This is a genomic window from Salicola sp. AFF1, from assembly GCF_056783195.1.
This window is the reverse complement of sequence record NZ_JBXAYL010000023.1, coordinates 17037-30533: the sequence shown is the minus strand read 5'-3', so window position 1 is coordinate 30533 and position 13497 is coordinate 17037. Positions and strand designations below refer to the sequence as shown.

Sequence of the window (13497 nt, the reverse complement as noted above, 5' to 3'; positions counted from 1 at the left end):
CCGACATCGGTTTTCAGGAATGCCTTCACTATAGACCCGAATGGCCGGTACTGCCCGCTGTCCTCTTGCGTCAGCATTTGGCCATAGCGCGTGTAAGAGATTTCCTACACCAGTGTAGGAGATTGTTGTTCTGTTACGTCGGCGACAACCTAGAAGCGCCCCCAATAACGCCTAGAAACCTGATTCAAAACGGCATTAATTGCAGGCAATGTCAAGAAACGTCATTCCAGCGGTATTGACCGGCGCACCATCTGCTTTTGGCTTGCTATTGTTTCTCCTGTCAGCGGACGACAGGGAAAGGACACCACACGGATGGTTTCTTCAGAGGATCTCAAGGGAAGCAGGGAATAAAAGGATGTAATGCTTAAGGGATGTCGAACAACAAAGCGGGCTCGGACGCCAGCGGGCCAGGGAAGGCCGAGGATCACCACAGGGCGGTGGTAACCGGGCAGGACGCCCACCGCTTTCCCCCGGAGAGCGTTTCGCCAGCTATGAGGGATGGCCTACCGGTCATCCCTTTTTTTATGCCTCACCAGCCGCTGCAATCCCAGGGGCCCAATAGAGCCGTACCCGATTGAACTCCTCGAACTCGTTAAGATCCGGCCAGGTGCGCCCTTCGACGGTCGTGATCAGCCGGTAATCCTCATTACCCAGATGGCGCAGGCGCGAGTCGGCCATCAGCACCGCGTCCGCCCCGAACTGGAAATCCCGGAGCATGGGCCGGTTTTCCGGATCATAGAGCACATCCGCCGCCAACAGGACCTCCGCCCGGGCCGCCTCACGCCAGTCCTCAACCACGGTCACCGTCACCCCGTTGTGCTGGGCGTTGAGCGTTGTGGCCGCCAGCGCGTCCGGATCAATGTCCGCCGCGATGACCTCACGCGCTCCCGCCATCGCCGCCGCAATCGCGACAATTCCGCAACCGGCCCCGAAATCCAGGACACGCCGCCCGGCAACCCGCTCCGGGTTATCCAGAAGCCACTGCGCCATCACCTGCCCGCTGGCCCAGCAGAAGGACCAGTAGGCCGGCTCGGCCACCACTGACTGGGCCTCCTCGTGACTGAGTGGGCCCTCCAGGCAGGCGGGGTCGAACAGGCAGAGCTCAATACGGGGACAGCCGGCGGGCCGGCTCCAGCAGGTGCGAGCACGCGGCAGGCTGCGCCGCAGAAGGGTGTCAAGATGATCCTGTGTCATGGCGGCGCCATACTAGCCGGCCCGCCGGGTAGCGTAAAGCGCGGGCAGCTGGGTTAGACTGTGCATTCACTGCAATAACGGGATCAGAACCGTGGCTTCCGACCTGCCGCTTACCGATGACTATGCCGGGCTTCTGCGCGAGGGCCGCCCCCTGCTGGACGTGCGCGCGCCCGTGGAGTGCGCGGAAAGCACCCTGCCCGATGCACACAACCTGCCCCTGATGAACGACGCTGAACGCGAACAGGTGGGCATCCGCTATAAGGAGGCCGGCCAGAGCGCGGCCATTGAGCTCGGCCACCAGCTGGTCAGCGGTGATGTGCGTGAGGCGCGCGTTGCCCAATGGGTGGATTTCGTGAACCATCATCCCCAGGCCCGGCTGTACTGCTCCCGGGGCGGATTGCGCTCACGGATTGTGCAGCAATGGCTGCAGGAGGCCGGAGTCACGATTCCCCGGGTCGAGGGCGGTTACAAGTCGCTGCGGCGCTTTGTGCTGGATGAGCTGATCGAACGGCGGATCCCGGAGCTGCCGCTGCTGGTGGTCGCCGGCCGCACCGGCACCGGCAAGACGCGACTGCTCCACCAGCTCCCCAACCCGGTGGACCTGGAAGGACTGGCCGCGCACCGCGGCTCCAGCTTCGGGCGCACGCTAACGCCCCAGCCCACCCAGGCCACCTTCGAGAACGCGGTGGCTGCGAGGCTGTACCAGGCCCATGCCCGGGGCGGCCCCATCCATGTTGAAGACGAAGGGCGCCTGATCGGCCGGCGGGTCCTGCCCCGCCCCCTCCAGAGGCGACTCGGCGAATCGCCCCGGATCGTGCTGGAGCAGAGCCAGGAGACGCGGGTTGAGAACATCCTTGAGGACTATGTCATCGACATGAGCCAGGCCTTCATGGCCCGCGACGGGGCAGAATCCGGCTTTGAGGCCTTCCGTGGTTTCCTGCTCGATGCCCTGGCCCGTATCCGTAAGCGCCTGGGCGGGCTGCGACACCAGCAGCTCGAAACCGTGATGCAGGAAGCCCTGACGCAACAGTGGCAGACCGGGGAGCTGGACCGGCATCGTGACTGGATCCGGACCCTGCTGACGGACTATTACGACCCCATGTACGACTACCAGCTCAGCCAGCGCGATGGCCGTGTCCTGAAACAGGGCGGTTTTCAGGAACTGGTTGAGTGGTCCCTGGAAACGTCGCCTCAATACCTCACCGAACAAGCAGCCAAAAGGAGCGCCTGAATGGAAGCCATGATCCCGGACGCAGAACAGCTTTCCCAGCTCACCTCCATGGCCGCGGGCATGGCCATGAACTACCTGCCACAGGTTTTCCTGGCCCTGGTCACACTGGTTATTGGGCTATGGCTGATCAACCGGTTTGTGGCGTCCATCGACAAGAAGCTGACCGCGAAGGATCCAACCCTGGGCCGCTTCGTGTCCGGACTGACGTCCGTTATCCTGAAGATCGTGCTGCTGATTTCCGTCGCCACCATGGTCGGAATCGCCACGACCTCCTTCATCGCGGTCCTTGGTGCCGCGGGCCTGGCGGTGGGCCTGGCCCTTCAGGGCAGCCTTGCGAACTTCGCTGGCGGTGTCCTCATCCTGATCTTCAAGCCGTTCAAGGTGGGCCACATCATTGAGGCTCAGGGCTTTCTGGGCACGGTGAAGGAAATCCAGATTCTGTACACCGTTCTGGACACCTTCGACAACCGCCAGGTGGTGATTCCCAATGCGTCCCTCTCCAACGCCAGCCTCACCAACTACAGCGCCTACAAACACCGGCGCCTGGATATGAGCATTGGCATCCACTATGGCGATGACATCCAGAAGGCCCGCGACATCATCCAGAAAACCCTGGCCACGGACGAGCGGATTCTCCAGGACCCGGAACCCATGATCGTTGTGGGTGAGCTGGGCGACAGCTCGGTCAACCTCAAGGTCCGTTTCTGGGCCCATGGCGATGACCTCTGGTTCTGCTACTGGCACATGCTTGAGCGGATCAAGGATGCCTTCGACGACGGTGGCATCACCATTCCCTACCCGCAACGCGACCTGCATCACCATCAGAGCGCCGGCTAAAGGTACAAAATGTAACCGTTTTGCGGCACACCCACTGGCAGGGCTGGGCTAATGTGACGGTATGGATCCCCGGATCCATGGGTCTCAGCCCTTTGCCAGTCGAGGTGTTGCCATGCCCGTAAAGACCCTGATTGAACACCTGAACGCCCATGGCGCAGGCTACCAGTGCCTGAGCCATCCCCCCGGCTTTACCGCCCGCTCCCTTGCCCATCACTGCAACGTGCCCAATGATCAGGTGGCGAAGACCGTCATCATTGAGCTCGACGGCCGTATGGCCATGCTGGTGATGCCAGCCAGCTTCCGGATCCGCTGGGACCGGATCATGGAGGTTCTTGATACGGACTTCGTGGCCCTGGCGGACGAAGAGGATTTCACGGACCGGTTCCCGGATTGTGAGGTCGGCGCGATGCCGCCTTTCGGTAATCTCTTCGGTATGGCCACCTACTGCAGCGAAACCCTGGCCGAACAGCCGGAAATCACCTTCGCCGCGGGCAGCCATACCGAGGCCATGCAGATCCGCACCCGGGACTACCTGGATGTGGCCCAGCCGGTGGTCATCAGCCGGGGCTTCATCCGCCCGGGCACGCAACGCCCCGGCTGGCTCAGCGGAGGCCCTCGCAAGGCCGGTTAGTCCCCCTGTCTTCGCTCGTCACTCTGGCGTAGACTGCGACCATGAGTGAACGCGAGCACGACATCGCCGTGATCGGCGCCGGCATGGTCGGCGCCGCCCTGGCACTGGCCTGCGCGGTCAGGGGCTGGCGAGTCGCCGTGGTCGAGCCCAGTGCCCCCGAGGCCCCCGTTCCCGACAGCGCGCCCGACCTGCGCGTCTCCGCCCTGAGCGCGGGCAGCGAAGCCTGGCTGCGCGAGCTGGGTGCTTGGCCAGCCATGGAAGCAATGCGCATGGCGCCATTCGAACGACTGACGGTGTGGGAGGCCCCCGCCGGGCCCCTGGCCAGCATCCCCGGTGGCCGCCTTCTGGCAAACCATGCCCGGACGGAATTCAATGCCGGCGACCTGGGGCGCGACCACCTGGGCCACATCGTTGAGAACCGCGTAACCCGCTGGGCCCTGTGGCAACGCATGAGCCAGGAAAAGCGCATAACGCGCCTGTCTCCTGCCACAGTGCAAGCCCTGGAGCAAAACGATGACGGAGTCACCCTGACGCTGGACGGCGGGGATACGCTTGATGCGGCGCTGGTCGTGGGCGCGGATGGCGCCAACTCCGTAACGCGGCGCCTGGCCGGCATTGGTACCAGCCGCAGCCAGTACCGCCAGCAGGCCATGGTGATCAACATCCGCCATGCCCTGCCCGTCCAGACCATCACCTGGCAGATGTTCACCCCCCAGGGCCCGAAAGCCTACCTGCCCCTTCCTGAAGCGGAGAACAGTGGCTGGGGATCGCTGGTATGGTATGACCAGCCGGAAACCCTGGATGAACTGATGGGGATGGACGAGGCACAACTGCTGGCCCGGATCCGGCAAACCTTCCCACTGGAGCTGCCCGACCCGAAAGCCGCGCCGGCCCGGGGGCGCTTCCCCATCGCCCGGGAACACGCCCACCAGTACACCCGGAACCGTGTGGCGCTGGTGGGCGATGCAGCCCACACCATCAACCCACTGGCGGGCCAGGGCGTGAATCTCGGCTTTCACGACGCCGCCGCCCTGGCGCGGGCCCTGGGCCCGGCGCTGCCACAGGCCGACCCCGGCGAGGCCGCGAAACTCGCCGGCTACGAGGCGGAACGCCGGCCCCGCAACCGACTGATGATGGACGCCATGGACCTGTTCTATCACCTGTTCAGCAACACGGCGCCACCGCTGCATCTGGCCCGCAACCTGGGACTCGGCCTTGCCGGCCGGGTACCGTTCGCGCGCGAGCGGGTAACGCGCTACGCCATGGGGATTGACGAACACCTGCCCGCGCCCATTGAATCACTGCTGAAACGACTGGCCTGACAAACAAGCGAGGTACCCATGTCCGAAACCATCTTCAGCCGCATCATCAACCGCGAAATCCCAGCGGACATCGTGCACGAAGACGACCAGTGCCTGGCCTTCCGGGACATCAGCCCACAGGCGCCGGTGCATATCCTGATCATCCCGAAAAAGGCGATACCCACCGTCAACGACCTCTCGGAAGAGGACGAACAGACGGTCGGCCACCTGTACACGGTCGCCGCGCGGATTGCGAAGGAGGAAGGAATCGCCGAGGACGGGTTCCGGACGGTAATGAACTGCAATGAACACGGCGGCCAATCCGTGTTTCACATCCACCTGCACCTGCTTGGCGGCAAGGCGATGGGCTGGCCGCCGTTCCCGAACGGCTAAAGCCACGGGGGCGTGATCACCCCCCGCTCCCGGAGTCGCTGCCGTGGACGTCAAGCTCGCGTTCCGTCTCGGAGAGCGGGCGGTGGCGCACGTCCATGCCCCGGACCAGGTAGATGACCTGCTCGGACAGGTTATCCGCGTGGTCGCCGACCCGCTCCAGGGCCCGGAGCGTCCACATCTGGTTCAGGCAACGCCCGATACCGCGCGGGTCCTCCATCATGTGGGTAACCAGCGCCCGGGCGGAACTCTTGTACTCCTCATCCACGGATTCGTCTTCCCGCATCACACCCAATGCACTCCCGGCATCGAAGCGGGCGAACGCATCCAGAGCATCCCGAACCATGGAGCGGACATGGCCACTGATGTTGCGGACCTCCACAAAACGCCGCTGCCCCATGCTGTCGTCCATCTCATCCGCCATGTCCATGGCCAGACGCGCGATCTTCTTGGCCTCGTCCCCAATGCGCTCGAGGTCGGCCACCATCTTCACCACCGACATCACCAGACGCAGGTCGCTGGCTGCGGGCTGGCGCAACGCGATCACCTGGATGGCTTCCTCATCCAGGCGGCGCTCCATATCGTCCACATCGCGGTCGCGATCGCGCACCGCCTGGGCCTTGTCCGCATCATTGGTGACCAGCGCCTCAACGGCCTCGCCGATCTGCTTCTCGACCAAACCACCCATTTCCAGCAACTGGTTCTTAAGCTCGCTCAGCTCCTCATTGAACCGCTGGGAGATATGGCGTGAATAGTTCTCTCGCTCATTGATCATTGTTGTGCCTCTGACAATTCGCCACCCCTATAAAGGATAAGACATATTCTTCCTATTGCCATGATATCAGCGCTCAGCCGGTACCACATCGCAAATGCCACTGAACTGACTATACTGGCGCCCAAAGTCTACTGATTGAAGCATTGGACAACGCCCATGAAAACACAGCCGGACAAACCCCAACCCCGTGGTGAGCTCACGCTGCAACTGGTCACCATGGCCTCCGATACCAACAACAACGGCGACATCTACGCCGGTTGGCTGGTCAACAAGATGGACCTGGCCAGCGCCACCGCCGCCGGCCGACTGGCCCGGGGGCGCACGGCCACTGTGGCCATTGAGGGCATGGAGTTCCTCTCGCCGGTGCGCCTCGGTGCCGAGGTCGCGTTTTACACCCACCTGGAAGACATTGGCAGCAGCTCCATGAAGATCCAGGTGGAGGTCTGGACGCGCGACCAGACCGAACAGCACGCCCGCAAGGTCACGGAAGCCCAGTTCGTGAGCGTGGCGATTGATGAACACGGCCGCATCCGGGAGGTGCCACAGCCGCAACAGAAGTTGTAGCGCCTGCGGTATTCACTCTATCCTGACCATTCCTGTACCCAGACCCGACATGGCCCATGACGATCCCTGACCACTACCGCCGCGGCGCCTGCCCCTCCGCGGGCAACCCCATGAGCAGCGGCGACGGCCTTCTGTCCCGGATCCGCCTGGTCGACGGCCGCCTCACGCCGTCGGCGCTGCGGCATGTGGCCCATCTTGCGGACGAGTACGGCACTGGCCTGATTGAGATCACCGGCAGAGGCAACCTCCAGCTCCGCGGCCTCGATGAGGCCACGGAAGCCGAGGCAACGCGCTCACTGGTGGCCGCCGGGCTGGCAACGGAGCCGGCGGCGGCCGAGGCGGCCCGCAATATCCAGTGCAGCGCGGGCGCCGACCGCGACCCGGGGGCCCTGGACGACCCCGCACCCCTGGCGCGCGCCCTGGACCAACGGATCACCAATGATGAATCCCTCTGGGCGCTGCCCGCCAAGTTCCGCTTTGTGCTCAACGGCGGGGGGCTGACCCATCTGGCCGGTACTGATGGGGATATCCGCGCCGATGCCGTTGCCACGCCGGACGGCCTCCGGTACCGCATGGGGCTGGCCGGCACCGCCTCCACGGCCCATGTCGTGGGCAGCTGTTGCCCGTCGCGGGTCGTCGAGGTACTGGTGACTCTGGCCTGGATGTTTCTGGACGAGCGTCAGCGGCTGATCACCCCGGCACGGCGTATGCGGGCCCTGCTGGAGGCCAATGGCACAACGGCGTTCACGGGCATCAGCTCCCTTGAGCACAACCACGGCACCTTGCCGGCGCCACCACCGGAATCAGGGCCCGGCCCAACACCGGTCGGGACTGTACTGGGCGTTGCCCTGGGATGCCTGAGCACAGCCACGGCGCGGCTCATCGCTGATGAGCTGGAGGCCCTGGGCGAGCCCCTGGGGATTACCCCTCAGCGGCGCTTGATCCTCCCCCATGGGGCCGCTTCCAGCCAGCGCCTGCCGCAGGCCCCGGAACTGATCCATAGCCCGGACGACCCGCGGCTGTCAGCCATCGCCTGTCCGGGAACCCCCGGCTGCGCCTCGGGCACCACCGCCACACGCCAGCACGCGCTGGACTGGGCGGCACAGGTGCCAGAGGTTTTTGATGGCCGCACCCCCATCCATGTCTCCGGCTGCCCCAAGGGCTGCGCCCATCCCGGCAAGGCCCCTGTGGTGCTGGTCGCCCGCGAGGGGCGCTACGACCTGGTGCGCAACGACCACGCGCTGCCCGATGACGAGAGCCACCGGATCGCCACTGGGCTCTTGCCCGAGGAGGTGCCCGCCGCCCTGCGGGCCCTTAACGAATCCCTGGCCTGAGCCTGAGGGACCGTCTCAGGTGTCCCGGAACAGGCGGTGATGCGCCGGATCGTAGAGCGCACTGTTGCAGAAATCCGTCTCCCCCAGTGCGGGCCCCACCAGGATCAACGCCGAGCGTTTCTCCGGGATGCGCTCCAGGTCGTCCGCAAGCCGCCCCAGTGGCGCCCGCAGCACCTCCTCGTCCGGACGGCTCGCGCGGAAGACCACGGCCGCCGGACAGGTTGCGCCATAAAACGGGATCAGCCGGTCCAGCACCGAATCCAGCGTATGCAGTGACAGATGGATGGAGAGCGTGGTGCCGGTGGCGGCGTAAGCCTCCAGTGTCTCGCCTTCCGGCATGGAGGAGGCACGCCCCTGGGTGCGCGTGAGCACCAGGCTCTGGGCAACACCGGGCAGCGTCAGCTCCTGGCCCAGCACGGCTGCTGCCGCGGAAAACGCGGGGACCCCGGGCGTCAGCTCGTAGGCGATCCCCAGCTCCCTGAGCTGGCGCAGCTGCTCCGCCACCGCCGAATAGATGGCCAGATCCCCTGAATGCAGGCGTGCCACGTCCATGCCCTGCTCATCGGCCTCCTGAATGGTGGCGATGATGTCGCTCAAGGCCATGGAGGCGGTATTCACCAGCCGCGCATCCGCCGGCGCGTGCGCGAGCACTTCCTCAGGGATGATGGAGCCGGCATAGAGGCAGACCGGGCAGGCGGCAATACGGTCCCGCGCCCGCAGCGTGATCAGATCCGGGGCGCCGGGGCCGGCGCCAATAAAGTGTACTGTCATTGCGTTTCTTCCCCTGCTTGTTCGGGTTTTGTGGCGGCCCAGAGGGTGATGGGTCGATCCGAGGTCCAGCCGTTGAAACGGCCCAATGGTTCCGTGCGGTCCACGGACAGGCGGGTCAACTGCCCCCCGTACCGCCGCTGGGCGGCCACCAGTGCCGCCTCCCCTTCAACCGTCACCGCCGTTGCCACACAGCGCCCGCCCGCTCGCAGGGCGGACCAGGCGCCCTTGATCACGCCCTCGCCGCTGGCACCGCCACCGATGAACACGGCGTCCGGGGTCGCGAGCTCAGGCATCACCTCAACCGTATCCCCTTCCCGCACCGCCAGTTGCCCTACGCCCCGAAGGCGCGCATTGTCGCGGATATTGCGCGCACGCTCGGGTCGCCGCTCCACTGCGGTCGCCTGATTGGCCGGATCCGCCAGCAGCCATTCCACGGCCACGGCCCCGGAACCGGCTCCCAGATCCCATAGGTGCTCCCCGCCACGCGGCGCCAGCCATGCCATCACCACGGCCCGGACCTCGGGCTGGGAAATCTGGCCATCATGGATGAAAGCCTCGCCAGGGCGTCCCGGCACCCGGGCCAGAGGCGATGCCGGCGCTGTATCGCACTCGATGGCCACTGTATTCAGCCGTGCCACCGGATGGGGGAACCCGACCTCGGCGGTTGTTGTAACCAGCCGCTCCCCGGCGCCGCCCAGTGATTCCAGCGCGGTAACGCGGCTCGCGCCATAGCCACTGTCGACCAGGAGCCGGCACACCGTCCCAGGGCTCTGTTCATCATTGCTCAGGACCAACAGCCGCCGCCCGGGCGCGAGCACGGCCCGCAACCGGTCCGGATCCCGCGCCACCAGCGAATGGCAATGCACCGACTGCAGCGCCCAGCCCAGCCGTGCCGCCGCCAGAGAAAAGGCGGAAGGGCCGGGATGACAGTCCATGACCGCCGTAGGGAAGTGGCGGGCAAGGGTGGCGCCAACGCCATACCAGAAGGGGTCACCACTGGCCAGGACACAGACCCGCCGCCCCTGCCACTGCCGGATCCGCTCAATCCCCTCACTGAACGGCGAGGGCCAGGGCTCGCGCTGCTGGCCCGGTACGGGCGGCAGATGCGCCAGATGACGCTCGCCGCCAATCACGACCCCGGCCTGGCTCACCGCTGCCCTGGCCGCCCCGCCCAGGGCATCCCAGCCGGCTTCGGACAGCCCCACAACGCTCAGCCAACGCTGTTCAGGCGTTTCCGGGCAAGACGTGTCTGTGGTGCTCACTGTATAATCGTGTTTCTCATCCATTCCCAACTCCGGCAACTGCCCATGGCCTTTCGCATCCTGATCCTCGGCGGCACCCGCGACGCCATGACACTGGCGGAACAGCTCCTGGACAAGCCGGAGCTGGACCCCACGTATTCACTCGCGGGCCGCACGCGCCGCCCCCTGCCGCCAGCCCTGCCCACCCGCCGGGGCGGCTTCGGCGGCATTGAAGGGCTCAAGCAATGGCTGATGGAGCACGACATCGCGGCCGTGGTGGACGCCACCCACCCCTTCGCCGCCGAGATGTCCCACAACGCCGCCATCGCCTGCCAGGAACTCGACCTGCCCCTGGGCCGGCTGGAACGCGAACCCTGGGCACCCCAATCCGGCGACGACTGGCACCCGGTGGCCGACCTTCATGAAGCGGCCCGCAAGGCCACCGAACTGACCGGCCCGGGCGACACCCTCTGGCTCACCACGGGCCGCACCAGCCTCCCGGCCTTCGAGGGCATCCCCGATCGCCACCTCCTGGTCCGCTGCGTGGACGCCCCGGAGCCGGAACCGTCATTCGATCAATGGACCCTGATCGAAGACCGTGGCCCCTACACGCTTGAAGGCGAGCGCCAGCTCATTGCCAACCACCAGATCGCCGCCCTCATCACCAAGAACTCCGGCGGCCAGGCCGCCCGCCCCAAACTCGACGCCGCCCGCGAAGCCGGCATCCCGGTCATCATCATCGACCGGCCGCCACTCCCACCAGCCACCCACTCCTTTCAGTCTCCGGAAGAAGTCACACAATGGCTGGAACAGGCGCTAAAGGTTATCGAGGCGTATCAGACAGGAGCCGGGGACTCCTGAACGGGAAGCTCTGGAGCCATGGATGGCGGAAGAGCAGCCTACATGGATGTACTCGTGGCGATTCCCGTTCAGGAGTCCCCGGCTCCTGTCATTCGAGGCGTCAAGAATAATCCCGGGGACTGTAAACAAACCAACGATCCCCGTGCCGCACATACCGCCCCCGAGCATTCGCCACAAGAACCACGGTCCGCATATCCACCTCGGCCGGATCCGCCTTCGCCAGCGTCGTCATCCGCACCCACTCATCCGGCCGCCCGATCGCCGCCGCGAACACCACCGGCGTCTCCCCCGGCTGCTCCGCCCGCAGGATCGACAGCGCCTCGCCCAGCTGCCAGGTCCGGCTTGAAGAGCGCGGATTGTAGAAGGCCATGGCAAAATCCGCCCGGGCCGCCAGCTGCAGCCGGTTCGCGATGACCGACCAGGGCTTGAGGTTGTCCGACAGCGAGATGGCACAGAAATCATGGCCCAAGGGCGCACCCACGCGGGCCGCAGCCGCCTGCAGCGCCGACACCCCCGGATGCACCTCAAACTCGATGTCCGCCCACTCAGGGCGGGCCTGGTAATCCAGCACCTCGCACAACGCGGCCGCCATGGCGAAAATCCCGGGATCCCCTCCCGAGACCACCGCCACGCGACGCCCCTGGGCCGCCAGATCCAGCGCCTCAACAGCCCGCTCCAGCTCCTCCCGGTTGTCGGAGGGATGGCACCGGTGGCGCTGCGACGCCAGCCGGTCCAGGTAGGGCTCATAGCCCACCAGATCCGTGGCCTCGTCAATCAGGGCCTGGGTCTCCGGCGTCACCCAATCCGGGCCCGCCGGCCCCACGCCAATCACGTCCAGCCGTTTCATAGCCGCACCCCCGGCCCGGGGATCAGCACCATGGAGAAATAAGGCGCCTTGCCGTCCGGTGCCTCCACCAGCGGCATCACCTGCTCCTCCGGCATACTCGCCTTCTCCACGTACCAGGCCCGGTCCTCAAGCCCCAGGTCCGTGACGATGCGCCGGAGCAGCGGCAGATTGGTGCCCACCTTCATGATCACCGTTGCCCGCTCCGGATCAATGCTGGCCCGCAGGGCCTTTTCATCCATGGTGCCCGGGATGACCCGCAGCTGGTCGTCGCGCATCATCAGCGGGTGCGGCAGTAACGCACCCCCGGCCATCATGGCGCCCACGCCCGGGACCACGGTGCTGTCAAACCGGTCCTTCAGGCGCAGGTAGATGTGCATGAAAGAGCCATAGAAAAAGGCGTCGCCCTCGTTCAGAACCGCCACCGAACGCCCGGCCCTGAGGTGTTGCGCAACCGCCTCCGCGGATTGCTCGAAAAAATCCTCAATCTGCTGACGGTATTCCGGGCTGCCATGGGGGATCTCGTTGGTCACCGGGTAGACCAGGGGCAGCTCCTCATGCTCGGCGGTAATATGGGCGTCGCAGGAGGTCCGCGCTCGCCCCGCACCGCTGCGCTTGCAGAAATAGGCCACCACAGGGCACTCGGCCAGCAGCCGGGCCGCCTTGAGGGTGATCAGTTCCGGATCGCCAGGTCCCGTGCTGATGCCATAGAGGTGGCCGTAGCCATGGGTCCCGGTTTGGGTCGCTGTGTCATTCATGATGGTCATTCCGTTTCGCTGGCCAGGGCGTTGACGGCCGCCGCCGCCATGGCACTGCCGCCACGGCGGCCATGGACTGTGATAAAGGGCAGGTTGGCGGTAGCCGCCAGTGCCTGCTTGCTTTCCGCCGCACCGATGAACCCGACCGGGAAGCCGAGCACCGCGGCAGGGCGTGGCGCCCCATTGGCCAGCCGGTTCAGGAGGTGGAACAGGACCGTGGGGGCATTGCCGATCGCCACCACACTGCCCTCCAGGTGCTCGTTCCAGAAATCCACGGCGGCGGCGCTGCGGGTGTTGCCGATTGCGGCGGCATGGTCTGGCACCCCTTCATCCCGCAGGGTGCAGATAACGTCGTTATGCGCCGGCAACCGTTTGCGGGTCACGCCATGGGCCACCATCTCGCTGTCACAGAGGATGGGCTTGCCCGCCTGAAGGGCGGCTTTGGCCGCCCCAGCCGCGTCCGGGGAAAACGCCAGGTCTTCGATCAGATCCACCATGCCGCAGGCATGGATCAGGCGAACGGCGGTCTTCTCGAGATCCGCCGGCACCGCTGACAGATCCGCCTCGTTGCGGATGGTTGCAAAGGAGGCGCGGTAGATGGCGGCGCCGTCCTTTTCGTAATCATGGAGTTCGTCCATTACATCGTCTCTCTATGTTCAATCGTCATGTCCTGTTCGGGCAGCGATACCTAAATGCTCAAAATGAGGGAATCGGGTAGTGCTTTCCGGGAAGCTCTGGAGCCATGGATGGCGGAAGAGCAGCGTA

At 65.5% G+C, this 13497-nt stretch carries 15 protein-coding genes; 8 read left to right on the top strand and 7 right to left on the bottom strand.

Translation table 11 applies throughout. The features are described from left to right. Positions 1–522: 522 nt before the first annotated feature. A complete protein-coding gene (locus tag AC1RQI_RS13640) occupies positions 523–1194 on the bottom strand; it encodes a class I SAM-dependent methyltransferase (protein WP_481905212.1) in 672 nt (223 codons plus the stop codon). Positions 1195–1285: 91 nt separating this feature from the next. Between AC1RQI_RS13640 and mnmH the strand changes: the two genes are divergently transcribed. The 5 genes from mnmH to AC1RQI_RS13615 all read left to right on the top strand — a co-directional run bounded on the left by mnmH (position 1286) and on the right by AC1RQI_RS13615 (position 5587). Next, entirely contained in the window at positions 1286–2425 is a 1140-nt protein-coding gene (gene mnmH / locus AC1RQI_RS13635) for a tRNA 2-selenouridine(34) synthase MnmH (protein WP_481905211.1), read from the top strand. Continuing rightward, complete coding sequence (locus AC1RQI_RS13630) at positions 2426–3262, top strand: mechanosensitive ion channel family protein (RefSeq protein ID WP_481905210.1); 837 nt, start codon at positions 2426–2428, stop codon at positions 3260–3262. It begins immediately after the preceding gene. A 112-nt stretch (positions 3263–3374) separates the two neighbouring features. Then, positions 3375–3893 (top strand): aminoacyl-tRNA deacylase, encoded by a 519-nt coding sequence (locus tag AC1RQI_RS13625; protein WP_481905209.1) that lies wholly within the window; start codon positions 3375–3377, stop codon positions 3891–3893. Positions 3894–3934: 41 nt separating this feature from the next. Beyond that, complete coding sequence (locus AC1RQI_RS13620) at positions 3935–5215, top strand: FAD-dependent oxidoreductase (RefSeq protein WP_481905208.1); 1281 nt, start codon at positions 3935–3937, stop codon at positions 5213–5215. Positions 5216–5233: 18 nt separating this feature from the next. Continuing rightward, positions 5234–5587 carry a histidine triad nucleotide-binding protein gene (locus AC1RQI_RS13615; RefSeq protein WP_416632791.1) on the top strand — a complete coding sequence of 118 codons (354 nt, stop codon included), beginning with the start codon at positions 5234–5236 and terminating at the stop codon, positions 5585–5587. A 16-nt stretch (positions 5588–5603) separates the two neighbouring features. Here the strand turns inward: AC1RQI_RS13615 and phoU are convergent, their stop codons facing one another. After that, positions 5604–6359: a phosphate signaling complex protein PhoU gene (phoU, locus tag AC1RQI_RS13610; protein ID WP_481905207.1), complete on the bottom strand. Its 756-nt coding sequence runs from the start codon at positions 6357–6359 to the stop codon at positions 5604–5606. 156 nt (positions 6360–6515) lie between these two features. On the opposite strand from phoU, the gene AC1RQI_RS13605 reads away from it, so the two are divergent. Then, positions 6516–6923: an acyl-CoA thioesterase gene (locus tag AC1RQI_RS13605; protein ID WP_416632792.1), complete on the top strand. Its 408-nt coding sequence runs from the start codon at positions 6516–6518 to the stop codon at positions 6921–6923. A 56-nt stretch (positions 6924–6979) separates the two neighbouring features. After that, the gene (gene cobG, locus AC1RQI_RS13600; protein ID WP_481905206.1) at positions 6980–8257 is read left to right on the top strand and encodes a precorrin-3B synthase; all 1278 of its coding nucleotides are present in this window, start codon (positions 6980–6982) and stop codon (positions 8255–8257) included. Positions 8258–8272: 15 nt separating this feature from the next. Here cobG and cobM read toward each other — a convergent pair whose 3' ends face one another. After that, on the bottom strand, positions 8273–9028 hold the full coding sequence (gene cobM, locus AC1RQI_RS13595; protein ID WP_481905205.1) for a precorrin-4 C(11)-methyltransferase: 756 nt from the start codon (positions 9026–9028) through the stop codon (positions 8273–8275). Further along, positions 9025–10314 (bottom strand): precorrin-6y C5,15-methyltransferase (decarboxylating) subunit CbiE, encoded by a 1290-nt coding sequence (cbiE, locus tag AC1RQI_RS13590; protein WP_481905204.1) that lies wholly within the window; start codon positions 10312–10314, stop codon positions 9025–9027. Before cbiE ends, cobM begins: the two co-directional genes overlap by 4 nt. Before the next feature lie 21 nt (positions 10315–10335). Here cbiE and AC1RQI_RS13585 point away from each other — a divergent pair, with 21 nt between their 5' ends. Then, positions 10336–11130: a cobalt-precorrin-6A reductase gene (locus AC1RQI_RS13585; RefSeq protein WP_481905203.1), complete on the top strand. Its 795-nt coding sequence runs from the start codon at positions 10336–10338 to the stop codon at positions 11128–11130. A 100-nt stretch (positions 11131–11230) separates the two neighbouring features. Here the strand turns inward: AC1RQI_RS13585 and cobJ are convergent, their stop codons facing one another. Genes cobJ through AC1RQI_RS13570 form a run of 3 tightly spaced genes read right to left on the bottom strand, consistent with a single transcriptional unit; the run spans position 11231 to position 13370 of the window. Further along, positions 11231–11977, bottom strand: coding sequence for a precorrin-3B C(17)-methyltransferase (gene cobJ, locus AC1RQI_RS13580; RefSeq protein ID WP_481905202.1), 747 nt, complete (start codon positions 11975–11977; stop codon positions 11231–11233). After that, a complete protein-coding gene (locus tag AC1RQI_RS13575; protein WP_481905201.1) occupies positions 11974–12732 on the bottom strand; it encodes a precorrin-2 C(20)-methyltransferase in 759 nt (252 codons plus the stop codon). The genes cobJ and AC1RQI_RS13575 overlap by 4 nt, the downstream gene beginning before the upstream one ends. Positions 12733–12737: 5 nt before the next feature. Further along, on the bottom strand, positions 12738–13370 hold the full coding sequence (locus AC1RQI_RS13570; RefSeq protein WP_481905200.1) for a precorrin-8X methylmutase: 633 nt from the start codon (positions 13368–13370) through the stop codon (positions 12738–12740). Between the last annotated feature and the right edge of the window lie 127 nt (positions 13371–13497).